The following is a 24,462-nucleotide window of genomic DNA, read 5'->3' as shown; positions in this document are numbered from 1 at the left end:
GATTGCGCTATCATCTAGCAGTTCAATCACTGAAACTCCAGTTCTATGAACTCTTGATCAGAAAGTGCTCTGATTTCGGATATTCTGACAAACACGCCCGTAGGAACGACATGCTTGACAAGTCGGGTTGTGATGTTTCACGCTAATTGAAACGTTTCAAAATATTCATAAGCGACAGTATGCGGATATCGGCACAGCTTTATACCGTCCGACAGATCGGCGATCTGAAAGCCCAGCTTGAGTTGGTTGCAGGCACTGGGTTTGCCGATGTTGAAACGATTGGCTTTCATGATCTCAGCCCGTCGCAGATGGTCGATCAGGTTCGACAATCCGGGCTGAATGTAAGATCCGCTCATTTTGAGTGGTGGGAGTTTGAAAGCCGGTTTCAAGACATTCTCTTTCTGCTCAGGGAATTGGAATGCCGTGTGGCTGTCATGCCTTGGCTGACGCCCGAGGCAAGGCCCGACACTGTTAGGGGATGGAGGGCAGTGTCGGGCCAGTTGAACATTTGGGCGGATCAACTGGCGGCCCACGGTGTCAGGCTGGCGTATCACAACCATGATTTCGATCTTGAAGTCTATCAGGGTGTCACACCGCTGGATCTGATTCTTGCGCAAGGGAACATCTGGTGGCAGCCAGATATCGGCTGGTTGGTTGCGGCGGGGCTGGATCCGGCTGCAGCGATTAAGCGTTACGGTGATCGCATCATTTCCGTACATGCCAAGGACGTTGATCCGCTGGCCGGGCACGGGGACGAATGCTGGCGCGATCTTGGGCAAGGTGTCGTGGACTGGCCTGCCGTGCTGGCTGCGCTTGGCAACACTGGCTGCACTGACCTGTTTGTAGAGCATGATGAGACGCTTGATCATCGGCGTACGATGGAAACCGGCCGCCGGTTTCTGACTGATCAGCTTTGTGAGGGCGTGTAATGGCCCGTGCAACGATCAAGTCGATTGCCAAACGCACCGGATACTCTGTCGGTACGGTGTCAAACGCACTTCGCGGCACGGATTCCGTCAAACGCGAAACGCGTGAACAGATTCAACGGGTCGCCAAGGAACTTGGTTATCGTGTCAATCTGGATGGCCTGAAGCTGCGCACCAAGAAATCCTATCGCATCGCCGTTTTGGTAGGCGTCTCGGCAGATGTACCTGAGGAATGGGAGGGGGTGGAATTCACCCGCATCCTTGCCGGGATTTCGAATGCACTGCGGGGATCCATGTATGAGCTCAGCGTGTTCAGCGTGGCTGATATCGACGGGTCGATGAAGACACTGCAATCCATCGTTCGTGAGGGGTTGGCCGATGGGGTGATCTTTTCCGGCACTCGCCGGAATGATCCCCGTATCGCTTACTTGCAGGAACAGGATTTCCCCTTTGTCACTTATGGTATGAGCGACAGTTCCCAGCCCCATCCTTATGTGGATTTTGACAGTCAGGCAGCGGCGTTTGATGCGACCGTCCGTTTATTGAAACTCGGTCACCGCCGCATTGCCCTTATCAATCCGCCGCAAGAGCTGATCTATGCTGCGCAGCGGGAGCAGGGATATTCAGACGCCTTGTCTTCTGCGGGAGCGTCTCAGGATCCTGCGCTTATTTTCAGCGGCCCAACAACAGCCAAAACCGGCCAACAGGGCTTCATATCCCTGATGAAGATGCCGGATCGTCCAACCGCCATCATCTGCGCGAATGAGGCGATGACCCTTGGTGTGTTGTCGGCTGCCTCTGATACCGGCATTCGGGTCGGGCGCGATATTGTCGTAATCTCAACCGACGATCTGCAGCTCAGCCGCTATTTCGTGCCACCGCCCAGCACCTATTACGTACCGATTGCTGAGACGAGCCACCTGCTGGGTGAATTCATGCTTAAATCCCTCGACGGTGTTGATCCGTCCGAGATTCAAAAAAAGATCAGGGCCACCTTAATCGAGCGGCAACCTGACACCCCGGCGCCGGAAGCGGCGTAAACCACAGACCAACAAAGGAGAAACCGGACATGTTCAAGAAACTGCTTGCTGCCGCAACGCTAGCCGCGATGACAGCGCCTGCGGCCTTTGCCGCTGATCTGGAGGGGCGAGTGCTCAAGATCGGAACGGACGCCACGTACCCACCGATGGAAACCGTTGATGAAACAACGGGACAGATCGTGGGCTTTGACGTGGATGTGATGAATGCGATCTGCGAAAAGGTCAATTGCGTCCCGAACTTCGTCAACACCGCCTGGGACGGCATCTTTGCCGCGCTTCAGCAGGGCGAGTTCGATCTGGTGATCTCTGGCGTTTCGATCACACCGGAACGCGAAGAAACCATGGATTTTTCCGAGCCTTATATCGTGGTCAGCCAGGCGATCCTGCTGCAGGTCGACAATGCCGCTATGACACTGGATGACTTCAAGGCTGGCGGTCAGAAACTGGCGGCTCAAACTGGCACCACGAACGCGCAACTGGCCGAAGAACTGGTCGGGCGTGAAAATGTCAGCCTCTATGACAACTTCTCGGCCGCCATTCTGGCGCTGCAGAACGCGGACGTGCAGGGCGTCATCATCGATGGAACCTCTGCCGCCGCATATGAGCAGGAGTTTGCGGGCGAATTGACCGTCGGTATCACGGGTCTGCAGTCCGATCCGCTGGGCATCGTCTTTCAGGAAGGTGACGCAACCGTTGACGCAATCAACGAAGGACTGGCGGCAATCAAAGAAGACGGAACGCTGGATGCTCTGATCGGTAAGTACTGGAGCACGAACTGATCCGATAAAGCTTCCATAGGCTCCGGCGGCCGCAGTCGCCGGAGCCCTGTCCCAGCGGAGAGAATTCATGTCGCGCCTAAGCCGGATTCGCCCGAGCAACCTTGTGTTGCTCGCTGCAGCCCCGTTCATCATCTACCTGTTTGCCACGTCGTCAAAGTACCTGAGATCGCTGATCGCGATTCTGGGGGTAGGCAACAACGCAGGGCCAATCTTTATCGGGTTTCTGTTGATGCTGACTGTGGCGGTGCTGGGCTATCTGTGTGCCCGAAATGCTCGTTTCGCGACCGCACCAAACTGGCTGCGAATTGCGGCTTTGGCCGCGTTACCAGCAGCGCTGGGACTGGCCGTTCTGGGACTTGTTGCGCCTCAGGTGTTGATGCCCTTTGCTGAATCCGTGTTCTTTCATGCACTCAGCGAAAACACCTCGAGCCTAATTGATCGGACAAATCAGACCTGGGTTCTGTTTCCGGAAGTGGTCGGACAAGTGCAGACCGGATTGCAGGTGCTTTTGGCTATCTACGCGATCGTCATTGCCTTGTGCCTCGCGTCCGGCCGATTACGCAATCCGCTAAGGGGTCGCGTTACGTTGGGGTTCGAAATTCTGACCGGCGCAGCGCTGTTCTACATGCTGTTCATGGCGCATTGGCAGTTTGCCACCGGCGTCGCCATTACGTTTCGGGCCGCAATTTTCGCGTATATCTTTGCCGCAATCCTAGGATTGATCTGGGTGGGGTTACAGTCGTTCAAGCCAAAGGCACGAACAACCGTAACCTATGGTTCGATCAGTCTGGCGCTGCTGGCAATCTCGGCTTTTTTCTTCATGCAGCCGCAGGTCAGTTATGTACTGGTCGGCAGCACCGAAGCGCGTATCGCGATCGTACGTGGTACACCGCAGGCGCAGGCAGATATCATCAGGTTTGGTGAATTCGAAGGTGGCGAAGAACGGCAGTATCGCATCCGCAGCGCGACGGATCCGGCAAGTGCGTTGGAACAGATCGAAACGGTCGACAGTGTCTCAGGCGCCTTTGTCCCGGTCGAGGCGCATACGCAAGGTTATCCCGTTCTCTGGCAGACGAGCTTTCTGCCGGACAAGTATCGCAATCCGGCGCTGACTTTCGCTGTTTTTGGCTTTCTGCTGCTGACGCTTACCATTGGAGGGTCACAGCACAAGTTGCACCCGCTGGCTGTCGGGGCCGAGTTCTTTGTCGACACGATCCGGGGCATACCGATGCTGGTGATCATCCTTTATATCGGGTTGCCGCTGGCAGGTGCGGTCAAGGATGCGACTGGTGGCGGGATCGACATGACCAATATGACCCGCGGGATCATCGCGATCTCGGTCGGTTATTCTGCTTACATGGCCGAGATTTTTCGGTCCGGCATTGAGGCAATTCCCAGAGGGCAGCTTGAGGCCGGCAGCTCGCTTGGCCTGTCGCGCTGGCAGACTGCACGATTGATCATCCTGCCTCAGGCATTGCGCATCGTAACGCCGCCCTTGGGGAACGAATTCATCGCGATGATCAAGGATACATCGCTGCTGTCGATCCTGTCGGTCCGCGACATGACCCAGCGCATGCGCGAGTTTCAGGCAGCCAGCTTTCTACCCTTCGCACCCTTCAATACGGCGGCAATACTCTATGTCGTCATCACGCTTGGCTGCGCCAGCTTCCTGAAATGGATCGAGCGGCGCACCGCAAAGGACGAAAGATGAGCAAACTTGAACTGGGGGTTTGTTACTACCCCGAACAATGGGATCGGTCCCAATGGCGTGATGATGCGGCGCAGATGATCGCGATGGGTCTGGACTGGGTTCGGATCGCTGAATTCACCTGGGGGCTGATTGAACCAGAGCGGGGTCGTTTCGACTGGGACTGGCTGGACGAAGTGATCGATATTCTGGGCACGGCCGGTTTGCAGGTAATGATGTCCACGCCCACCGCAGCACCGCCAAAATGGCTGATTGATGAACATCCCGAGATCCTGCCAGTTGGACCAGATGGTCGGGTTCGTGGTTTTGGTTCACGCAGACACTATTGCTTTTCCAGCGAGATCTATTTGGAAGAAGCCTGTCGCATAGCGCGCGAATACGCCCGAAGATACGGGCAAAATCCGCACGTTCATGCGTGGCAGATCGACAATGAGTACAATGATCACGACACGGTGCTCAGCTACTCCGATGCCGCAAAGCATGGGTTCTGTCTTTGGCTGCGACAGCGTTATGGAACGATTGAGACGCTCAACCAGACATGGGGTACGGTCTTTTGGGGATCGCAGTATTCTGACTTTGATCAGATCGAACTGCCAAATGGTCTGGTCGCGAACCCGAACCCGACACATGCGCTGGACTTTGCACGGTACTCATCCGACCGGGTTCGATTGTTCAACAAGGCGCAGGTGGATATTCTGCGCGAATATGCGCCCGGACGGGACATCACGCACAACTTTATGGCCGGTAGTTTCGAGTTCGACCACCACGCTGTTGCCGCTGATCTGGATGTTGTGGGATTTGACAGCTATCCGCTGGGAAATCTGCTGGGCTCAACCCTGTCTGATCAGGAAAAGCACCGGTATCTGAGAACCGGCGCGCCGGATTATCAGGGCTTTCATTGCGATCTCTACCGATCGCAGGGGCGTGGTCGGATGTGGGTTCTGGAACAGCAGCCGGGGCCGGTTGATTGGGCCGAAAAGAACCCCTCGCCCGCCGACGGAATGGTGCGGCTGTGGACATGGGCAGCCTATGCCCATGGTGCACAGGCTGTGATGTTCTTTCGCTGGCGGCAGGCGAAGTTTGCTCAGGAACAGTTTCACACTGCACTTCTGCGATCTGATGGAAGTCCGGATCAGGCAGCAGAGGAACTAGCGCAGATCGTAGCGGAACGCGAGGTTATACCACCCGCCGTTCGGACATGTGCGAAGGTGGCAATGGTGCTGGATTACACGTCAATCTGGGCCGCTGATATTCTGCCACATGATGATGCGTTTCCGAACGCGCAGATCATCCGCGAATGGTATGCGGCATTGCGCGAACTCGGCGTTGATCTGGATTTTCTGGGGCCCGAAGATGATCTATCGGATTATGCACTGGTGATCCTGCCGCAGAATATGATCGTGACATCGGATTTTGCGGCCAAACTGCAGGATTGCCAGGCGAAGCTTTTGATTGGAGCCCGGTCAGCCAGCAAGACCGAGAATATGCATACCCCGGACAACCTCGCTCCGGGTGTTCTGGCCGATCTGGCCGGGGTTCGAATCAATCGCGTCGAAACATTGCCGGAGTTGGCGGAGGAGGCCGTTCGATTTGGCGACGCTGCCACCTTTGATTTCATTGGGTGGCGTGAAATTGTTGTGACAGAACAGGAAGTTATGGCCAACTTTGTCAGCAAATATCGCGATGGTAGTCCTGCTGTGATCAGGTCCGAGCGGGCCACTTATCTGGCAATGGTGCCGCAAGGCCAGCTTTTGCGGATGATTCTAGAGGATGTTTTGGCCTGGGCTGGAATCGAATTCACTGTCTGCGATCCGGATTTGCGGATTACGCAGCGCGGTGATCTGAAATTTGCATTTAATTTCGGCGATGAAGATATCCGCCTGCAAACGGACCAAACACGGTCCTTTCTCGTTGGTGGAGAGGTCGTTCCCCCTTACGGCGTTTGTATTTGGCGAGGTAGCTAGACTAAGCAGAGCGCGCCGGATGTAGGTCCAGCACGAGGCAATCTGCCGAACTGGACCTAAGAAAACCGCGAACTGTCACTTTTGGGCTGACGCGGGCGCCGCAAATCTCTACGCTGTTAAAAAAGAACAAAAACAACACAATCCAACTACGGGAGAAAACCAATGGTGAAAACCAAATCTGTTACCCGCCGCTCGGTCTTGAAGGGTGCGGGTGCCGCTGCTTTGGCAGCGCCACTTTACAGCAAGAGCGCGCTGGCTTCGTCGGGTGAAATCAACATCCTGATGTGGTCGGACTATCTGCCGCCCAGCTTTATTCAGGAGTTCGAAACTCTGACCGGTATCAAGGTGAACTACACCGGCATCGGGTCGAACGAAGAAATCATCAACAAGATGAAGGCGACCAAAGGTCAGGGCTTTGACATCGTCTCGCCGACCAACAACCGTTCGCTTCAGTGGGAGCCGCTGGAATTGTTGCAGCCGTTCGACATGAACAAGGTTCCGATCGATCTGGTGAACCCTGCGATGGCCAAGATCGGCACCGAGGCATGGAACTTTGGTGACAGCGGCGCGCACTGGCTGCCGCATATCTGGGGTACCGAAGGCATCGCCTATCGTACTGACCTGTGGCTGCCCGAAGGCGACGCGCCGTCCTATGGCGACGTGTGGTCGGAAGAAAACGCTGGCAAGACCATGGGCCGTGCGCACTCGATGATGCTGGGTGCGGGTCTCTACATGGAGCGCGCCGGCGAGATGGAACCGGGTTCTGTCTGGGCCGCTTATGGTGACGAAGACACCATGCGCAAGGTCTGGGGCCAGATTGCCGACTGGTGCATCGAGCGTAAGAACCGGATCAAGCTGATCTGGAACGACGCGGATACCCAGAAGAACGGTCTGCTGAACGAAGGTGTGGTTGTCGGCCAGACATGGGACGGCCCGCCGCTGGCCCTGAAATCTGCCGGTGAGCCTGTGCACTATCAGGCGCCTGTCGAAGGTGCGATGGCGTGGGTTGACGGTATCTCGATGCCGACAGGCGCGGCGAATATCGATCAGGTCTATGCCTTCATCGACTTTGCCTATCAGGCCAAACCGGCCGGTGTCGCAATCGACAGCCACGGCTATAACTCTCCAGTTCTGGGTGCCGATCAGTATTCGGGCGACACCTACAAAAAGAACTTTGCCGAAGCCTATCCGGGCGACTCGCTGGCCAACCTGAACCCATGGCCGGCCGAAGCACCCTGGTATGCTGAAACCCGGACCGAGTTCGTCAATAAGTTCAAGAGCGCCTGATCGCCTTGAAACCGGGCCCCTCGCGTAACACGCGGGGGGCTGCTACCCGTGCGCCGCCCCGGTGTAACGGACAGTTATGTGACACGGCCCTGTGCCGTGCTCCAGGGAGATACCAAAAATGAGTGCAGGGGTCGGAGTCGATCTGGAAAACCTGTGGATCCGCTTCGGTGATTTTGTCGCCGTGCGTGATGCGAACGTAAACATCAATGGGGGCGATTTCTTTTCGTTCCTTGGCCCCTCTGGCTGTGGCAAGACAACCATCCTGCGCGCCGTTTCGGGCTTTCTGGAGCCCAGCGAAGGCAATGTTCTGATCGGCGGCAACAACATGAGAGGGATCGGGCCGAACAAGCGCCCGACCGCATTGATCTTTCAGAACCTTGCGTTGTTCCCGCTGATGAAGGTCTGGGAAAACATCACCTTCTCGATGGAAATCAAAGGCGCCAGCGCTGCCGAACGCCGCAAGCGTGCTGATGAGTTGCTGGACATGATCGCGCTTCCGGGGCAGGGCGATAAGTTGCCCAGCGAATTGTCAGGTGGTCAGCGTCAGCGTGTGGCAATCGCCCGCGCTCTGTGCGCCGAACCCGATGTTCTGCTGCTGGACGAACCCCTGTCGGCGCTGGACCTCAAACTACGCCAGCACATGCGGACCGAGCTGCGTGAAATTCAGCAGCGTGTCGGTATTACTTTCATCTACATCACCCATGACCAGGGCGAGGCGTTGACCATGTCGGACAACATCGCCGTCATGCGGGCAGGGGTGATTGACCAGATTGCAGACGGCAAGACCATTTACAACGATCCAAACACCGCTTTTGCAGCCTCTTTCGTGGGCGAAAACAATGTGTTCCGTGGCAAGGTCAAACAAGTCATGGGAAGTGAAGCGCTGATCGCGACTAACCGTTCAGGTGATTTGGTCGCGCGGATTTCCTCCGCCAATCAGGGCAAGATGAAAGAGGGTGATGACGCCATGATGTTCATCCGCCCTGAAGCCTTTGCAATTGCTTCTGACGGTGCGGCCGGAGATCACTTTGTCACCGCGCGTGTGAACCACGAGGAATTTGAAGGCAATGTCTTCAACATCTTCACCGAAGGTGAGGGCGGCAAAGAGATCAAGGTCTCGATCCCGAACCTGGGTCAGTCCTTTGAGGATCACACCGGGCAGAACATCACGCTGGAATATGAGACCCGCAATGCGGTTGTCGTTCCTGCGGGTGAACTGGCTGCGGAATAGGGAGGCCCCACGATGCCAGGCTTCCTAAAGGAGTTTTTCAATCGCAACGGCACCGGAATGGGGCTGGCGATATTGGGCTTGGTCCTGTTTTGGACCATCGGCCTGATCATCCTGCCCCAGTTGTCGATGCTGGACTTTTCCTTCCGTCCGAACTTGCCGCCGCCAGAGATTGGTGGACCTAAGGACGTCTATACGCTGGAGAACTACAAATACCTGATCTACGGACCCGAAGGGGGCAGTCAATCTTATAACGCTGTCGACTTGCGGGTGTTTTTCCGGACGCTGATTGCGGCGGTCTGTGTAACGATCTTCAACCTGATCATCTGTTACCCGATCGCCTATTACCTCGGTCAGTCCAAGGGCAGCCATATCCGCATCTTTGCGATCATGCTGATCATCCCCTACTGGATCAACGAGATCCTGCGCGCCTTTGCCCTGCGGATCATCTTTGGCGAAACAGGCGTGTTGAACACGTTGTTCATGGGGCTGGGTATCTTTGATACGCCGTTTGACTTCATCCGCAACGATATCGCGCTCTATGCGGGTCTGGGCTATGCCTACATCCTGCTGATGATCTTCCCGATGTACAACGTGATCGAAAGTCTGGATGGAAACCAGATCGAGGCCGCGCGTGATCTTGGTGCGCCCTGGTGGCGGATTCACTGGCGTGTGGTCATCCCCTACGCCAAACCTGGCATCAGTTCGGGCTGTACGATGGTCTTCATGCTGAGCGCCGGCGCGCTGGCCGCGCCACAGATTCTGGGCGGGCCGTCCAGCTTGTGGTTCACGCAGTTGATCTATCAGCAGTTCAATGACAACAACGACTGGCCGCAGGGTGCTGCATACGCCATCGTTCTGCTGGTGACCTGTATCCTGTTCGTGCTGGCGATGATGCGCCTGTTCAAGGTGAACATGGGGGATATCGGGAAATGAACACTTCCTTCCTCCGCATAAGCATCTGGGTCTATCTGGCGATCTTCTTCGCCTATCTGCTGGGGCCGCTGGTGATCATGTCGATCACCGCATTCAACTCGTCCGGTTTCCCAAGGATGTCGCCCTGGGAATGCCTGACCTTCCAGTGGTTCAGTGAGCTGTTTCAGGATCAGCGCATTCTGAACGGTATCAAGAACTCGCTGATCATCGGTGCCGGAACAGTTGTTCTGTCGGTAGCGATGGGTCTGGCCGGGGCGCTGATGCTGACCCAGATCTGGCCCAAGCTGCGCGCGACCTACTACACGATCATCATCGCACCGATCCTGATCCCAGGTGTTGTTCTGGGTATCTCGACACTGGTGTTCTGGGATCGGATCAACCGAATGTTGGGTCTGGGTGCTGACAGCTTCTTGTCCAACGGTGTTTTCCTGACGGTGATCGGTCAGTCCACCTTTATCGCCAGCTACTGCATGCTGGTACTGGTGGCGCGTCTGCAGCGTTACGACATCGCCCTGACCGAAGCGGCGCTGGATCTTGGCGCAACTCATGCGCAGGCATTTCGTAAGATCCTTCTGCCGTTCATGCGTCCGGCGATTGCCTCAGCTGCGGTGCTGGCGTTCCTCGCCTCGTTCGAGAACTACAACACCACCACCTTCACCTTTGGCGAATATCCGACGCTGACGATCGAGCTGGCCCAGAAGGTCCGGTACGGCATCACACCTGCGATCTCTGCGCTGGCCTTCATCATCGTGGCGTTGACTGTGTTCTTTGCGCTGTTGAACGAAGCCAAGTTGAAGCGTCAGGAACTGGTGGCTGCGGCGCGCAAGAAAGCCACGGTTGAAGAACTGGCGGGCAAGATCAAGCTGCCAAGCTTTTTTGCAGGCAACATGGCTGCGGTTTTGTTGGTTGTGTTCGCGGTTGCCACGATCACAGTTGTGGGCACGGCGACGGCCTATAACCCCGCGCAGTGTATCGCCAACGTGAAAGAGCAGAAGCAACTGGAAGCCGAACAGCGCATTCAGGAACTGCGCAAGCAGCGTGAAGAGCGCCGCAAGCAACGCGAAGCCGAAGAGGCCGAGCAGGGCGATGCGCAGCAGTCGGCTCCGAAACCGTCAAATAACAGCGGCTTTGGCAACGTCTTTGCGCCGAACACGCTGGGCGGTGAAGAGGATGAAGGCGCTGCGGATACCGAAGAGCAACCTTCGGGCTCCAATAACAGCGGCTTTGGCGGGGTCTTTGATCCCAACAGCCTGCAAAACGATCAATAGGCACACACGCCTTGCATAAACAGCGTCCCGCCCGGTCAGGTCAGTCTTGTCCGGGCGGGTTGCGTTTCAGGATGGTGACATCGCATCCACCGATGTCATGATCGTTCCACGTAACCGGTTGTGCGTTGTAATTGATCAGAAACACATGCTCTGCCGTTTCGCGCCGTCGCAATCCGGCGGGCATGGGATGCAGCGCGATGCCGGCTTCGCGCACGGCCAACTCAATGACGCGGTCCCACAGGGCTTCATCCGGAAAGCACCCGAGATACCATAGGTTGCCCGAAGTCATCAGCGCTGGGTTTCCGTCTGAGAATGTCAGTAAATTCCCGGCTTCGCCGGACAGCCGTTCAACCCAATGCAATGCAGCGCCACCACCCTCAACTGACCGTTCACTGGTTGGGGGCAGGGTTTCGATGAGATCAACGTCGCAATCCAGACCTGACAGACCGGGGCGACCTTGTTGCGGGATTTGAAAATCATCTGTTATCGCGCCGGTTCTTGGTCCGAGGATGACCAGTGATCCGGACGCTTCCAGACGATCTGTTTGTTCAGTGTCCAGTGACGCCAGACCCGGCGCCAGGACCAGCTTGTACTGATCTGCCGGGATATCTGCAGCAGATACAAAATCTACAGACAGGCCAGCGCGTCGCAAGGCTTTGTAGGTCGAGAAAACCAGTCTGAAGTAGTCGAACCCGGCACCCTGAGGTTGGGTGTTCCAGGCCCAGTCCGAAGCATAGTCGAAGACGATCGCAACCTCTGCCACCTGCTGATGAACATCGCCGAGCTTGGTCAGGTCATCAGCCACATGCCGCGCTTCAGTCAGTGCGGGTGCTGCGCGGTTATGCGGCGTCATAAGCCCCGCGTGCATCTGTTCCTGACCAAATGAGGCCTGGCGCCAGCGGAAATAGCTGACGACTTCGGCACCATGCGCAACGGCCTCAAGTGACCACAGGCGCACCATGCCGGGCAGTGGGGCAGGATTGTAGGGCGCCCAGTTCACCGGGCCCGGTTGTTGTTCCATTACCCACCATCTGCCACGCCCGACCGCACGATAGAGATCGTGATGAAAGGCCTGCATATCCGGGTCGCCCTGCTGCAGATAGGCGGTTTTGTGTGCCTCGTCTGCCTCAAGCCGATCTGAAAGAAAGCCGATCGGATAGCTGTCCCATGTAGCGATATCCAAATCTGTCCCGACCTTGAAATGATCGAAATCCAATATGCGTCCCATGTAGTTGTGCAGCAACGGGGCATCGGTCAGCGGACGCAGCGCATTTACCTGCGCCGTGTTGAATGCAACGACCTGATCCGAACTGAAACGACGGAAAGCCAAAACATGGGATGGGTTGGGCTCGGTCACAGTCAGGTTCGGCAGATCAATCTGGTCAAAACTGTTGTATTCCATCGACCAAAAGACATTTCCCCATGCCTCGTTCAAGGCGTCGATGGTGCCGTACTCGGACGCCAACCAGTTCCGAAATGCCTGCAGGGCAGATGCGCTGTAGCTGACAGTGGTGTCATGACAGCCATATTCGTTGTCGATCTGCCAGGCGGCGACATGCGGGTTTTGCCCGTATCGTTCCCCCATGATGCGCGCGATGCGCCAGCATTCGTCGATATAGCCCTGATGGCTGAAACAATAGTGCCGGCGTGACCCGAATTTGCGCGGGTTACCTTGGGCATCAACGGCCAGCATGTCTGGGTGCTTTTCCAGCATCCAGCGCGGCGGTGTTGCCGTGGGTGTCCCCAGGACAACCTTCAGCCCGGCGTTCCCGAGCGTCTCAATCGCTCGGTCCAGCCAGTCGAATTTCAGATGGCCGGGCGTGGGTTCCATCCGGCTCCAGGCAAACTCGCCGATGCGAACCCATGTCAAACCTGTTTCGACCATGCGGGCAGCATCGTCGGCCCACATCGCCTCGGGCCAATGTTCGGGATAGTAGCAAACGCCAAGTTCCGGCTTCATAGGATGACTCTGTGTTCCGCCTGACCCTGTGCCACGTTTGGTGCGGCGAAGGTCATTCCGTTAGAAGGTTGTGTTTCGATTGTATGCGCATCCAAGCCCTCGCGGGCCGTTGTGCAGAAAAGCGTCGTCAGATCGTCGCCGCCAAAGCCGGGGCACGAGGCGTGCCGAGCGTCAAACTGCACGGCCTTGAGGAACTGTCCACTGGGGCTGTAGGCCGCAACGCGCGATGCGCCCCATTGTGCAATCCAGATGTTTCCCTCGGCATCCACCACTGCACCATCCGGGTTCAGGCCTTCGCTGCGAAGGTCCAGAAACCCCGCGCTGTTCCCTTCGGGCCAACCGGTTTCGGGGTTCAGACCCCAACGCCTGACTTGTCTGGTCACGGTATCGCAGAAATAAGCGCAGGATTGGTCCGGCGCAAAACTGATGGCGTTCGAGATGGTGATGTCCGAAACCAACTGACGCAATTCCCCACGGTAGAAACGATAGATCGCTCCGGCGCCGGGTTCGGCCTGTTTTCCCATGGTCCCGATCCAGAACCCGCCCCAGGGATCGGCGCGGCCATCGTTTGATCGGGTTACCGGATTGTCTGCTTCCATGGGTGAGATCAGTTCTTTCTGACCATTCTCCAATCCAAACCGCCAAAGACCGGTTTCTGAGGCGACAAGCAGCGTGTCCCGGTCAACCCATCCTGCGGCAGAGACATGTTCAGCAAAATCCCAGCTTTGGGGCTCATTGTTTGCTCGCGTCATCAGGCGCTTGTTGACGATGTCGAACCAGAAAAGCTGTTTCCGTTCAGGGTGCCACAGCGGACCTTCGCCCAACTCGCAGGGCCGGTCGTCATAGATGAAGCTCATCAGGCGGCCTCATCATAGGCGGCAACGATTTTTTGGGCACGATCAGCGATTTCGTTGACATCCATACCCGGCTTGTAAAGCGCTGAACCTATACCAAACCCGTCGGCTCCGGCTTTGATCCAATCACCGAAGTTATCCGGCCCGGCACCACCGACGGCAAAGACAAGTGTTCCTGCCGGCAATACAGGCCGCAATGCAGCCAAGCCGGTTGGGCCTGCCATCACACCGGGAAACAGTTTCAACCCGGTTGCGCCGGCCTTGAGTGCGGCAAAGGCTTCGGTCGGTGTGTAAACACCCGGCCAGCTTTGCAGGTTCAATTCAACGGATCGGTGGATCACATCCGCATCGTAATTTGGCGACACGATCAGCTTGCCACCGACATCGGCAACCGCATCGACCTGTTCCGGCGTCAGCACGGTGCCCGCGCCGATCAGGGCTTTGTCACCAAACTCTCGGGCCATCGCGCCGATGCTGTCCAGCGGGTCTGGTGAGTTCAAAGGGACTTCGATCCGGTCGATCCCCGCATCGATCAGGGCGTGTCCCACCGGAATGGCCTCATGCGGACGTAAACCACGCAGGATCGCAATGATGGGTCGGCTCATGCGTGTTGCCTCGTCAGGTTTCGGGCCTGCATCAGACCTGCCAGAGTTGATTGGGTTGCGTCAGCGCTTTCCACAAAGGCGCCTTGCTGTTGCAACGCATTTGAATATGCATCCGCCAGACCCGGGGCGCCAATGATTGCCAGTTGCTGCCCCAGCCAATAGGGGCGAGTGGCGGCCAGTTCGGCTCCGATCAGATAGCCTGACAGGCGTGCCCGGGCGGTATCCCCATCCTGCCCGTGCAGCAGATCGGCTGCGCGCAGGCCAAACAGTCGAGCGGCCAATTGCTCGGGTTTCGACAGCGTATCTGCAACGGCTTCGGCAAAGGCACCATCATCCCAGCCATCCGCAACCGAGTGTCGCAACACGGATTGACCGCGCAGCAGATCGAATAGCTCTCCGGTCATGAAGGTGCGAAAACTGACCACCTCGCTGGCGCTGATCTGCACCCATTTCGTATGGGTTCCGGGCAGACAGATCACGCCGTCCCAATTTGGACGGGTTGCGAGATACCCTGCGATCTGGGTTTCTTCGCCTCGCATGACATCTGCCGGATTGACCTGTTTCAGACCGGGCACAACAAAGGCCCGGATGCGGGGATCTGTATCCGGCACGCGAACTGGTCTGTTGGGCAAAGGAGCAGAGGGTACAGCCGCATACGGAGCCTCAACCCAGCCCTGCCGTGCACCCACCATGCCGCAGGCGACCACGTCGGTTGGCGAAGTGCCCAACCAGCCACCGATCAGTTCTAACAATGCCACCTGAAAGTCGCCACCCGCCACGCGGGACATGCCGTTTTCTGATTGCGCGTGATCCTGCACAGTCTCGCCCTGCATGGCCCAGGCGCGCAGGTGTGACGTTCCCCAATCGACCGCTATCCATTCTGTATTCATGGCACTACCCCGTTGTCACTACGCCGCCATCGACCACCATGCACTGACCGGTCATCGCGCGGCTGGCGTCTGAGGCCAGAAACAGCGTCGGTGCGATCATGTCCTCGGGCGTCAGATGCTCTTTCAGGCATTGGCGTTCCATATGAGCTGCCAGATCTTCGGGTGTGGCCCACATGTCCAGTTGTTTCTGTGTCAGCACCCACCCGGGCGCCAGCGCGTTGATGCGGATTTTCTGCGGCCCCAGTTCGCGGGCCAATGACCGTGTCATGCCGGTAATCCCGGCATTTGAGGTGGTGTAGATCGGATAGCCGGAATTACCCATCATATAGCTGATCGAGCTGAAGTTGATGATCGACCCGCCGGTATCCTGCATCTGCCGCGCGGCCTCCTGACAGGCAAAGTAGTAGGCCTTCAGATTCACCTCGATCATCCAGTCCCAGAACTCTGTCGTGGTCTCGGACAACCCGTGGCGTTTGTCATTGGCGGCATTGTTGACCAGTACCTTGATTGGCCCAAAGGTTTCGGCGGCCTTGGCCATCGTTGCATGCAGCAGTTTAGTATCGGTGATGTCACCTTGCAGGAACAAGGGCTCGCGCCCGTGTTTGTCCCGCATCTCTTCAACAAAGCCGGTGGCATCAGAGCGGCCGATAAAGGCGACATTGGCGCCCTGTGCCAAAAAGCCGTCGGTCAGTGAGGCACCTACCCCGGACCCACCCCCGGTGATGAAGACAGATGCGCCCTTGAGGTCGTGGAATGTGGCTGGTTGATCCATCAGTGGCTCTCTCTGGTCACAAGGCGGGTGTCTTTGCCGACAAGGAAATCAAGGTCCGCGCCCTGATCGGCCTGCAGGACATGATCGATGTAAAGCTTGGCGTAACCGCGTGTATAATACGGTGCATCCGGTTCCCACGCGGCGCGGCGAGCGGTCAGCTCTGCCTCATCGATCAGCAACTCAAGCTCGCCCTTACTGGCCGAAACACGGATGCGGTCGCCGGTTTTTACCAGTGCAAGTGGGCCACCTGCCTGCGCCTCGGGGCTGACATGCAGGATGACAGTACCGAACGCAGTGCCGGACATACGCGCATCCGAGATACGGATCATGTCGCGTACGCCTTCCCTCACCAGTTTGGCCGGGATCGGCATGTTGCCCACTTCGGGCATGCCCGGATAACCCTTTGGACCGCAGCCTTTGAGTACCAGAATGGTTTCTGGCGTGACCGGCAGGTCGTCGCGGTCGATATTGGCCTTCAGGTCTTCGATGTTTTCAAAGACATAGGCCTCGGCCTCGGTTTCCAACAACTCATCCGTTGCCGCAGAAGGCTTCACGATCGCGCCGTTGGGGGCGAGGTTTCCGCGCAATACACGCAGCCCAGCGGCGGGTTTTACCGGGTCATCGAAACTGTGGATCACGTCGCTGTTGAAACACTCTGCGCCTTCGTAATGGGCCGAGATATCCTTGTTCAGAACAGTTTTTGCCGGGCGCAGGAAGGATTTGAGCTCGTTCAGCACTACAGGCATACCGCCTGCATAGCAGAAATCCTCCATCAGATATTTGCCCGACGGCATGCAATTGACGAGCAGTGGGATGTCCGATCCGATTTCAAAGTCCTTGAGTGTTAGATCAACACCCACCCGGCCTGCCAGCGCCAGCAAATGAACCACCGCGTTGGTCGAGCCGCCAACAGCGGCATTGGCCAGAATGGCGTTTTCAAACGCTTCCTTGATCAGAATGTCCGAAGGCTTCAGGTCCTCGTCCACCATCTCGACAATCCGTTTGCCGGTCAGATGCGCCAGCGCCATGCGGCGGGCGTCAACTGCAGGAAGTGCGGCGTTGGTGGGCAGGCTCATGCCCATCGCTTCGACCAGCGACGCCATAGTCGACGCCGTACCCATGGTCATGCAGACCCCGGCGCTGCGGGACATGCCGGATTCGGCGTTCATAAAGTCCTGAAGGGTCATCTCTCCAGCGCGCACAGCCTCAGAGAACTTCCAGACATCGGTGCCGGAGCCAATGTCCTGACCGCGATACTTGCCGTTCAGCATCGGGCCAGAACTGACCACGATCGAAGGCAGATCGACCGAGGCCGCGCCCATCAACTGTCCCGGCGTGGTCTTGTCGCAGCCGCCAAGTAGCACAACGCCGTCGATGCCATAGGCGCGGATCGACTCTTCAACATCCATTGCCAGCAGGTTGCGGAACAGCATGGCGGTGGGTTTCATTTGGGTCTCGCCTAGCGACATGACGGGAAACTCGACCGGAAACCCTCCGGCCTCCCAAACGCCACGTTTGACGCCTTCGGCCAGATCCCGCAGGCCCGAGTTGCAGGGCGTCAGTTCCGACCAGGTGTTGCAGATGCCAATGATCGGACGACCATCGAAGGCGTGATCGGGAAAACCCTGATTTTTCATCCACGACCGGTGAATGAAGCCATCCTTATCCAGCTTGCCGTACCAATGTTGCGAGCGGCGCTTTTTTGTCATTGTTTTCAGCCTTCTAAATTGGGGTCAGGCAGCCTTGGCGGGTTTGCACCAATCCGGCAGCCAATCGGCATGTGCCACTAGTAGATCATTTACCAGGCTGCGTATCTGCCGCAGATCCAATTCAGCCGCAGTGTGGGGGTCCATCATGGCGGCGTGATAAATGTGTTCCGGGTTCTGCTCAACCAGTGCACGCACAGTCAATTCCTGCACGTTTATCTGCGTGCGCATCAAGGCGATCAATTGCGGGGGAATGTCCGTCACGACGGAAGGCTGAACACCGTTGGAATCCACAAGGCAGGGGGTTTCGACAGCTGCCCCCAGCGGCAATTGTGGAATCTGACCGGTATTGGGTAGATTGCCGTATGCCACATAGGGAGTATCAGTCGTGATTGCATTCATCAGGTCGGCGGCAAATTCGTGGCTGCGGACAACCTTGATATCTCGTCCGTCGGTCAGGGTTTTGGCCTGTTCCTTCCAGCCGGCGACCTGTTCCTCGCATCGTGTTGGATATTCGTCGAGAGGGATGCTGAATTGATCGATCAGGTCCTGCCGTCCGTCTTTGATGAACCACGGCACGTACTCCGCCAGATGTTCCGAGCTTTCCGTACAGAAATACCCCAGATGGTCCATCACTTCATAGCGTACCTTGTTGGGGCAACGTGGCATCAACAGCGGTGGTTTTGGAATGCGCCCACCGGCATATCCATGACGCAACGAAGGGTAGAGATCACGACCGTCATGGTCCAGTCGCAGGAAAAATGCGACGTGATTGACGCCGGCGACCTTATACCGGATTTCATCCTTGGGCAGGTCCAGATCATGGGCCAGTTCTTCGACCGTGTTTTGTACTGAATGGCAAAGACCCACATGTTTCAGTGCAGGGAAACGTTCCGCAAGCGCCCAAGTATTGATTGCCATTGGGTTGACGTATTGCAACAGCGTCGCGTTCGGGCAGAGCTGCATCATGTCCTGCGCCACATCCCACAGAACCGGAACGGTGCGCAGCCCGCGCATGATGCCTCCGATACCCAGTGTGTCGGCGATCGTCTGGCGCAGGCCATACTGTTTGGGAATCTCGAAATCGGTCACCGTGCAGGGTTTGTAGCCACCGATCTGAAAAGCAGTGATGACGAAATCGGCCCCGTCCAGCGCAGCCCGGCGGTCGGTATGAGTTGATACGGTCGCGCCTGTTCCCACCGAGCGGATCATGGCATTTGCCACGGCCTCACTTTCAGCCAGCCGAACAGGATCGATATCCATGAGTGCGAAATGGCTGTCCGCCAATGCTGGGGTCAGCAGCGCGTCGCCCACGATATTCTGCATGAAGATCGTGGAGCCCGCCCCGATAAAGGTGATCTTGGTCATTTTTCAAGTCTTTGGTTTGACGTCATTTTACAGCTCCGAGCGTCAGGCCCGCGATGAAGTGTTTCTGCATGAGGAAGAACATGGCCACCGGCGGCAGCGCCGCGACGATGGAACCGGCACTCATTAACTGATAAGCCGCCCTGAACTGAGCGTTGAAACTGGTGATACCTGCCGTAACAGGCTGACTTTCTGCGCCTTGAGTCAGCACCACGGCCCAGAAGTAATCGTTCCAGATGAAAGTAAAGATCAGCACGCTGAGCGCCGCAATTGCTGGCTTCATCAGTGGCAGAACCACGTACCAGAAAATGCGCCATTCGCTGATGCCTTCAACGCGCGCGGCCTCGATCAGCTCAAAGGGCAGAGCACGGATGAAGTTGCGCATGAAGAGCGTGCAAAATCCGGTCTGGAACGCGATGTGGAACAGGACAAGCCCGGTTTTGGTATTGTAGAGGCCTAGCTGCAGGGTCAGGTCGCGCACCGGCACCATCAGGATCTGGAAGGGAACAAAGTTACCCGCGACGAACATGAAGAAAATCCAGAGGTTCGATTTGAACTTGTATATCCCCAGCGCAAAGCCGGTCATGCAGCTAAGCGCAACTGCGCCGATAACCGTTGGAATGGTGATCAGGAATGAGTTTAGCAGGTAACGCGGCATGTCTGAATTGAAGAAGACCTGCCCATAGTTGAATGCCCCCTCAAAGCTAGATGGCATGCCCCAGTAGTTGGCGTTGGTAAAGTCAGCCTCGGGCTTGACCGAAAACAGGGCAACCGCCAGCAGCGGCCCCAGCCACAGCAGCAATGCCAATGGCAGCATGGCCTGATAGGTGATTTGCGCTGCGCGAGGTTGTTTTTCGATAGGTTTGGGAAACATCTCAGTGCCCCTTCTCTTCGCGGTACATCGACCAGAGGAAATAGGCGATGAAGCACAGCATGATCAGGAACAGGATGACTGCGATTGCGGCACCATATCCCATGCGGAAACCGTATTCGGATAGCGCGACCTCGAACATGTAGTAGGCCAGCACACGCGACGATCCGAACGGCCCGCCCTGGGTCATGATCGAGATCAGGTCAAAGGATCGCAAAGCGCCGATGATGGTGACGACAAACGCGATGAAGGTCGCGGGGCGCAGTTGCGGCAGGATGATGTGCCACAGCATCCGAAAACCTTTGGCGCCGTCCAGACGTCCGGCCTCGATCTGTTCGGGGTCTACCGCATTCAGGCCGGTGAGATACAGGATCATGCAATAGGCCGTTTGCGGCCAGAGGCCCGCAAAAATGATGCCATAGGTGACATAGCGCTCATCGCCCAGAACATTCAGCGGGCCCATTCCAAACAGGCTGAGGAATTCGTTCAACAGGCCAAAGGTCGGGTCGTAGAACCATGTGAAGACCAGACCGACGACAACCTGTGAAATTACAAAGGGAAAGAAGAAGAGCGATTTATAGAGGCGGATGCCCCACACGGTCTGGTTCAGGAACAATGCGATAAACAATCCCGCCGGGATCGCCAGCAGATAAAGGATCAGCCAGATCAGGTTGTTCTTGAGCGATATGAAAAAGGCGTCGCGGTCGACCCATTCCCAATAAAGGTCTTCATAGTTACGAAAGCCTACGTATTCGGCAGCCCCAAGTCCGTCCCACTCGTAAAGAGACAGGTTGAAGGACTGGAACACCGGGATGATCACGTAGACCATGAAGAACAACATGCCCGGAGCCAGAAACAGCCACGGCGCTATGCGCTGTTGGTTTCTGTGGAACCAGCTTTCCTGTTCTGGTGCATCAACGGCAATGGTCATGGAGCATCTCGGGTTTGGTTGGGGTGAAGGCGGGCTGACGCCCGCCCTGCAATTGGTGGTGACATAGGCCAGGCTTAGCCCGGCCTAAGCCTGATCAGTTGTCGTAAATGCGCTGACGTGCGCGTTCCAGCTTGGCCAGAATCTTGTCTGCATTGTCAGGCTTGACCATGAATTCCTGGAAACCTTCCATCGAGACCTTTGCCATTTCGGCAGGCGCGTCGCGGTCCCAGAACTGGGCAACACCGCCGGGGCTGTTGGCCGAAAGCATTTCAAAGCCCTGGTTCAGGAACTTGTCGTTATCAACCGAAGACTTTGCGTTGACGGGCAGTTGGCCCAGGTTCGCGCCGTTGTTGATTTCGGTCTGCTCGTCCGCGGACACGACAAAGCGCAGGAACTCACGAGCTGCTTCTTTGTTCGATGCGTTGGCCGGAATGTGGAACGTATCGGTTGGCGCATCTTCTGCCAGTTCGACATCAGGGTTGATCGCAACGAACTGGTAGAAGTCCAGTTGATCGTCGGTCAGACCCGCATCGCGCAGCGGTGCCACCGCGAAGTTACCCATCAGATAAGCCGCGGCATCACCCTTGACCATGAACGGCAGGGCTTCCTGCCAGCTATAGGTCTGATGGTTATCGATGAATGCGCCCATGTCGATCAGCTGTTTCCAGTTCGCGAAGGTCTGTTTGACTCGATCATCTTCCCAGCTGACTTCGCCGTTGGCGAGTTGCTGATGGAAGTCGAACCCGTTGGTGCGCATGTTCAGATAGTCAAACCAGCCACCAGCAGTCCAAAGAAACTTGGTGCCGATGGTATAGCAGGCGCGACCGGAATCGACGATCTTCTGGCAGTTGGCCAGCTCTTCTTCCCATGTGGTCGGCTCGGACAAGCCCAGCTCGTCAAAGATGTCTTTACGATAGTAGACACCCCACTGATAATAGGTATAGGGCACGCCCCATTGCTTGCCGTCGATGGTCATCGCACCTTTGGTTGAGGCCAGGTTCTCGGCAATTTCAGGCTCGGCCCACAGGTCCGATACATCCTCGAACAGGCCCGCCTCGACATAAGGCTTCATCCGGTTCGCGGCGTACCATGTGGCAACGTCCGGTGTATCCGCAGTCAGGAAGTTGCGGATCTGAGTCTTATACGCCTCACGGTCGATCACCGTCGTTTCAATCTCCAGCCCCGGATGCTCTGCCGCAAACCGGTCGATCATCGCCTCCATCGTCGCACGAGGCGCCGGGTTCGACGTGTCGAGAAAGATTCGCAGCTCACCGGTGAGTTCGGCTGATGCCGGAGCAGCAATTGCCACACTGGCAGCCAACGCCGCCGCCGTGCGCTTGAACATGGAATGCATGGTTTCCTCCCTTAGCTTCCATTTAGAGGTTCCAAATAGTGAAACCAAGTTTTATATATTGAAAACTACACATCGAATCGGTTAGCGTTGTCAATACTCTCGTGAGGAGGATGCGAGGGTATAAGTGGAGGAGATCGGGCACCCGTGGCAGGTGACGGAACAATAGGCAAAGCATGTGACGTGCTTGAACAGGTGGCCGCGTTTCAGCGGCCCGTCCGGTTTGGAGAGCTGTTGGACAGCAGCGACTTTCCAAAGGCGTCCCTGTACAGAATTCTACAATCCCTGACCAATCAGGGCATGCTTTCATATGATCCTGACCGGCAAACCTATTCGCCGGGATTGCGACTTGTCAGATTGGCGCATTCGGCCTGGACCCAAAGCTCGCTGGCGCCGATCGCACGGCCCATATTGGATATGCTCAGCGTTGAAACAGGCGAAACCGTGCATTTGGCGCAGCTTGATGCAAGCCAGGTTCTGTATGTGGACAAGCGCAACGCCAAGAACCCGGTCGAGATGTACTCAGAAGCTGGCAAAGTCGGTCCGGCCTATTGCACAGGCGTAGGTAAGGCCATGCTGGCCTATCTGGATGAAGACAGGCTGCAAAAGGCAATTTCATTGCAGAGCTTTCACCGCTTTACAGATCACACGCTTACGTCTGCTGACGCATTGCGGGCTGATCTGGAGCTGATCCGCAATCGTGGCTATGCGGTTGATGATGAAGAGCATGAGCCCGGCATCATCTGTATCGCCTGTCCGATCCTAACCTCTGGTGGACGGATGCTGGGCGCGATCTCCGTGACCGGTTCGACCGAGCGGATGGGCTTTGATCAATTGGAGAAATGGGTTCCACGCGTTCGGCAGGCCGCTGAACGGATCGGGGCCGAAGCACAAGCGTGGCGGTTTCCGGAAAGCCGCGAGAACAGGATGCAAGCATCATGACGGGCGTTACTCTGAATGGCGCAATCAAGCGCTATGGCCAGACACAGGTTATTCACGGCGTGGACCTGCAGGTCGAGGATGGCGAATTCTGTGTATTCGTCGGACCTTCGGGATGTGGCAAGTCAACATTGCTGCGAATGATCGCGGGGTTGGAAGAAACCACCGAGGGCGAAATTCACATCGGTCAACGCGAAGTCACGCATGTTGATCCCGCCAAGCGCGGCGTTGCGATGGTGTTCCAGACCTACGCGCTCTATCCGCATATGAGTGTGGCCGAGAATATGGGTTTTGGCCTGCGCATGAATGGTGTGCCCAAGGCAGAGATCGACACAAAGGTTCAGGAAGCGTCTGAAATTCTGAAACTGGGCCCGTATCTCAAACGTAAACCCAAAGCCCTGTCAGGTGGTCAGCGCCAGCGCGTTGCCATCGGCCGCGCGATCGTTCGCGGGCCGGAAGTTTTCCTGTTTGACGAACCCCTATCGAACCTCGACGCAGAGCTGCGGGTCGAAATGAGGGTTGAAATTGCGCGTCTGCATCAGGAAATCGGTGCGACGATGATCTATGTGACCCACGATCAGGTCGAGGCGATGACCATGGCCGATAAGATCGTTGTGCTGCGTGATGGGCGGATCGAGCAAGTCGGTGCACCGATGGATCTGTATCGTGATCCGGATAACCAGTTTGTGGCGGGTTTCATCGGCTCCCCTTCGATGAACTTTCTTGATTGTGACATCGTTGACGGGATGGTGCGGCATCCGGCTCTGACGGATGCGATCCCCGTAACCTCGTCTGTGCCAGCAGGTGCAACGAAGGTAACGCTGGGCATTCGCCCTGAACATATTCAGGTGGATCGCGCAGGCGACACCTGCACTGTTGATCTGACCGAAGCGCTTGGCGGGGTGTCCTACACCTATCTGATCGCTTCGAACGGCGACAAGATGATCGTGGAAGAGCGGGATGATCAGCGCAGTGCGCAAGGTGAACGGATCGGTATTTCAGTGCGTCCTGAACGTGCAATGCTGTTTGATCCGGAAAGCGGGCAACGACTGCGGTGATAGTGGTCCGCAGACCTGTAGTTT

21 protein-coding genes are annotated in these 24,462 nt (G+C 56.8%); 11 read left to right on the top strand and 10 right to left on the bottom strand.

Features of this window, described 5'->3' with window-relative positions; genetic code table 11:
• Window positions 1-146: 146 nt before the first annotated feature.
• The 9 genes from ACR0CW_RS11935 to ACR0CW_RS11895 all read left to right on the top strand — a co-directional run bounded on the left by ACR0CW_RS11935 (window position 147) and on the right by ACR0CW_RS11895 (window position 11,136).
• Window positions 147-929: a sugar phosphate isomerase/epimerase family protein gene (locus ACR0CW_RS11935; protein ID WP_480741962.1), complete on the top strand. Its 783-nt coding sequence runs from the start codon at window positions 147-149 to the stop codon at window positions 927-929.
• A complete protein-coding gene (locus tag ACR0CW_RS11930; protein WP_480787948.1) occupies window positions 929-1,966 on the top strand; it encodes a LacI family transcriptional regulator in 1,038 nt (345 codons plus the stop codon). Before ACR0CW_RS11935 ends, ACR0CW_RS11930 begins: the two co-directional genes overlap by 1 nt.
• Window positions 1,967-1,995: 29 nt before the next feature.
• Window positions 1,996-2,745, top strand: coding sequence for a basic amino acid ABC transporter substrate-binding protein (locus tag ACR0CW_RS11925; protein WP_480741960.1), 750 nt, complete (start codon window positions 1,996-1,998; stop codon window positions 2,743-2,745).
• Window positions 2,746-2,812: 67 nt separating this feature from the next.
• Window positions 2,813-4,456, top strand: coding sequence for an amino acid ABC transporter permease (locus ACR0CW_RS11920; protein WP_480787947.1), 1,644 nt, complete (start codon window positions 2,813-2,815; stop codon window positions 4,454-4,456).
• On the top strand, window positions 4,453-6,417 hold the full coding sequence (locus tag ACR0CW_RS11915) for a beta-galactosidase (protein ID WP_480787946.1): 1,965 nt from the start codon (window positions 4,453-4,455) through the stop codon (window positions 6,415-6,417). Before ACR0CW_RS11920 ends, ACR0CW_RS11915 begins: the two co-directional genes overlap by 4 nt.
• 162 nt (window positions 6,418-6,579) lie before the next feature.
• Window positions 6,580-7,704 (top strand): extracellular solute-binding protein, encoded by a 1,125-nt coding sequence (locus ACR0CW_RS11910; protein WP_480787945.1) that lies wholly within the window; start codon window positions 6,580-6,582, stop codon window positions 7,702-7,704.
• A gap of 118 nt (window positions 7,705-7,822) precedes the next feature.
• The gene (locus ACR0CW_RS11905; RefSeq protein ID WP_480787944.1) at window positions 7,823-8,935 is read left to right on the top strand and encodes an ABC transporter ATP-binding protein; all 1,113 of its coding nucleotides are present in this window, start codon (window positions 7,823-7,825) and stop codon (window positions 8,933-8,935) included.
• Between the two features lie 12 nt (window positions 8,936-8,947).
• Window positions 8,948-9,868 carry an ABC transporter permease gene (locus ACR0CW_RS11900; RefSeq protein ID WP_155148465.1) on the top strand — a complete coding sequence of 307 codons (921 nt, stop codon included), beginning with the start codon at window positions 8,948-8,950 and terminating at the stop codon, window positions 9,866-9,868.
• The gene (locus ACR0CW_RS11895; protein WP_155148463.1) at window positions 9,865-11,136 is read left to right on the top strand and encodes an ABC transporter permease; all 1,272 of its coding nucleotides are present in this window, start codon (window positions 9,865-9,867) and stop codon (window positions 11,134-11,136) included. Before ACR0CW_RS11900 ends, ACR0CW_RS11895 begins: the two co-directional genes overlap by 4 nt.
• A gap of 40 nt (window positions 11,137-11,176) precedes the next feature.
• On the opposite strand, the gene ACR0CW_RS11890 is transcribed toward ACR0CW_RS11895, so the two are convergent.
• From ACR0CW_RS11890 to ACR0CW_RS11845, 10 genes are all read right to left on the bottom strand, one after another.
• Window positions 11,177-13,096, bottom strand: coding sequence for a beta-galactosidase (locus tag ACR0CW_RS11890; RefSeq protein ID WP_480787943.1), 1,920 nt, complete (start codon window positions 13,094-13,096; stop codon window positions 11,177-11,179).
• Window positions 13,093-13,953 carry an SMP-30/gluconolactonase/LRE family protein gene (locus ACR0CW_RS11885; protein ID WP_480787942.1) on the bottom strand — a complete coding sequence of 287 codons (861 nt, stop codon included), beginning with the start codon at window positions 13,951-13,953 and terminating at the stop codon, window positions 13,093-13,095. The genes ACR0CW_RS11890 and ACR0CW_RS11885 overlap by 4 nt, the downstream gene beginning before the upstream one ends.
• Window positions 13,953-14,555, bottom strand: coding sequence for a 2-dehydro-3-deoxy-6-phosphogalactonate aldolase (locus tag ACR0CW_RS11880; RefSeq protein WP_480787941.1), 603 nt, complete (start codon window positions 14,553-14,555; stop codon window positions 13,953-13,955). The genes ACR0CW_RS11885 and ACR0CW_RS11880 overlap by 1 nt, the downstream gene beginning before the upstream one ends.
• Window positions 14,552-15,445: a 2-dehydro-3-deoxygalactonokinase gene (locus tag ACR0CW_RS11875; RefSeq protein WP_480787940.1), complete on the bottom strand. Its 894-nt coding sequence runs from the start codon at window positions 15,443-15,445 to the stop codon at window positions 14,552-14,554. The genes ACR0CW_RS11880 and ACR0CW_RS11875 overlap by 4 nt, the downstream gene beginning before the upstream one ends.
• Before the next feature lie 4 nt (window positions 15,446-15,449).
• The gene (locus tag ACR0CW_RS11870) at window positions 15,450-16,217 is read right to left on the bottom strand and encodes an SDR family NAD(P)-dependent oxidoreductase (RefSeq protein ID WP_480787939.1); all 768 of its coding nucleotides are present in this window, start codon (window positions 16,215-16,217) and stop codon (window positions 15,450-15,452) included.
• Window positions 16,217-17,926: an IlvD/Edd family dehydratase gene (locus ACR0CW_RS11865; RefSeq protein ID WP_480787938.1), complete on the bottom strand. Its 1,710-nt coding sequence runs from the start codon at window positions 17,924-17,926 to the stop codon at window positions 16,217-16,219. The genes ACR0CW_RS11870 and ACR0CW_RS11865 overlap by 1 nt, the downstream gene beginning before the upstream one ends.
• Window positions 17,927-17,950: 24 nt before the next feature.
• Window positions 17,951-19,291, bottom strand: a complete 1,341-nt coding sequence (melA, locus tag ACR0CW_RS11860; protein WP_480787937.1) for an alpha-galactosidase — start codon at window positions 19,289-19,291, stop codon at window positions 17,951-17,953.
• Between the two features lie 22 nt (window positions 19,292-19,313).
• Window positions 19,314-20,162 carry a carbohydrate ABC transporter permease gene (locus ACR0CW_RS11855; protein ID WP_155148447.1) on the bottom strand — a complete coding sequence of 283 codons (849 nt, stop codon included), beginning with the start codon at window positions 20,160-20,162 and terminating at the stop codon, window positions 19,314-19,316.
• 1 nt (window position 20,163) lies between these two features.
• Window positions 20,164-21,090, bottom strand: a complete 927-nt coding sequence (locus ACR0CW_RS11850) for a carbohydrate ABC transporter permease (protein WP_155148445.1) — start codon at window positions 21,088-21,090, stop codon at window positions 20,164-20,166.
• A gap of 94 nt (window positions 21,091-21,184) precedes the next feature.
• On the bottom strand, window positions 21,185-22,444 hold the full coding sequence (locus tag ACR0CW_RS11845; RefSeq protein WP_155148443.1) for an ABC transporter substrate-binding protein: 1,260 nt from the start codon (window positions 22,442-22,444) through the stop codon (window positions 21,185-21,187).
• Window positions 22,445-22,588: 144 nt separating this feature from the next.
• Here ACR0CW_RS11845 and ACR0CW_RS11840 point away from each other — a divergent pair, with 144 nt between their 5' ends.
• Window positions 22,589-23,383 (top strand): IclR family transcriptional regulator, encoded by a 795-nt coding sequence (locus tag ACR0CW_RS11840; protein WP_480787936.1) that lies wholly within the window; start codon window positions 22,589-22,591, stop codon window positions 23,381-23,383.
• Complete coding sequence (locus tag ACR0CW_RS11835) at window positions 23,380-24,438, top strand: ABC transporter ATP-binding protein (RefSeq protein WP_170333472.1); 1,059 nt, start codon at window positions 23,380-23,382, stop codon at window positions 24,436-24,438. The genes ACR0CW_RS11840 and ACR0CW_RS11835 overlap by 4 nt, the downstream gene beginning before the upstream one ends.
• The last annotated feature ends 24 nt before the right edge of the window (window positions 24,439-24,462 follow it).

This window comes from Ruegeria sp. CH6 (assembly GCF_056537005.1).
This window is presented reverse-complemented; position numbering and strand designations above follow the sequence as displayed.

Excerpts from the sequence above, each read along its gene's own strand:
- ACR0CW_RS11875 (WP_480787940.1), bottom strand. The coding sequence starts at position 15,445 with ATGAATACAGAATGGATAGCGGTCGATTGGGGAACGTCACACCTGCGC.
- ACR0CW_RS11920 (WP_480787947.1), top strand. The coding sequence starts at position 2,813 with ATGTCGCGCCTAAGCCGGATTCGCCCGAGCAACCTTGTGTTGCTCGCT.
- ACR0CW_RS11900 (WP_155148465.1), top strand. The coding sequence starts at position 8,948 with ATGCCAGGCTTCCTAAAGGAGTTTTTCAATCGCAACGGCACCGGAATG.
- ACR0CW_RS11885 (WP_480787942.1), bottom strand. The coding sequence starts at position 13,953 with ATGAGCTTCATCTATGACGACCGGCCCTGCGAGTTGGGCGAAGGTCCG.
- ACR0CW_RS11910 (WP_480787945.1), top strand. The coding sequence starts at position 6,580 with ATGGTGAAAACCAAATCTGTTACCCGCCGCTCGGTCTTGAAGGGTGCG.
- ACR0CW_RS11890 (WP_480787943.1), bottom strand. The coding sequence starts at position 13,096 with ATGAAGCCGGAACTTGGCGTTTGCTACTATCCCGAACATTGGCCCGAG.
- ACR0CW_RS11845 (WP_155148443.1), bottom strand. The coding sequence starts at position 22,444 with ATGCATTCCATGTTCAAGCGCACGGCGGCGGCGTTGGCTGCCAGTGTG.
- ACR0CW_RS11865 (WP_480787938.1), bottom strand. The coding sequence starts at position 17,926 with ATGACAAAAAAGCGCCGCTCGCAACATTGGTACGGCAAGCTGGATAAG.
- ACR0CW_RS11855 (WP_155148447.1), bottom strand. The coding sequence starts at position 20,162 with ATGTTTCCCAAACCTATCGAAAAACAACCTCGCGCAGCGCAAATCACC.
- ACR0CW_RS11905 (WP_480787944.1), top strand. The coding sequence starts at position 7,823 with ATGAGTGCAGGGGTCGGAGTCGATCTGGAAAACCTGTGGATCCGCTTC.
- ACR0CW_RS11835 (WP_170333472.1), top strand. The coding sequence starts at position 23,380 with ATGACGGGCGTTACTCTGAATGGCGCAATCAAGCGCTATGGCCAGACA.
- ACR0CW_RS11850 (WP_155148445.1), bottom strand. The coding sequence starts at position 21,090 with ATGACCATTGCCGTTGATGCACCAGAACAGGAAAGCTGGTTCCACAGA.
- ACR0CW_RS11915 (WP_480787946.1), top strand. The coding sequence starts at position 4,453 with ATGAGCAAACTTGAACTGGGGGTTTGTTACTACCCCGAACAATGGGAT.
- ACR0CW_RS11880 (WP_480787941.1), bottom strand. The coding sequence starts at position 14,555 with ATGAGCCGACCCATCATTGCGATCCTGCGTGGTTTACGTCCGCATGAG.
- ACR0CW_RS11925 (WP_480741960.1), top strand. The coding sequence starts at position 1,996 with ATGTTCAAGAAACTGCTTGCTGCCGCAACGCTAGCCGCGATGACAGCG.
- ACR0CW_RS11930 (WP_480787948.1), top strand. The coding sequence starts at position 929 with ATGGCCCGTGCAACGATCAAGTCGATTGCCAAACGCACCGGATACTCT.
- ACR0CW_RS11870 (WP_480787939.1), bottom strand. The coding sequence starts at position 16,217 with ATGGATCAACCAGCCACATTCCACGACCTCAAGGGCGCATCTGTCTTC.
- ACR0CW_RS11895 (WP_155148463.1), top strand. The coding sequence starts at position 9,865 with ATGAACACTTCCTTCCTCCGCATAAGCATCTGGGTCTATCTGGCGATC.
- melA (WP_480787937.1), bottom strand. The coding sequence starts at position 19,291 with ATGACCAAGATCACCTTTATCGGGGCGGGCTCCACGATCTTCATGCAG.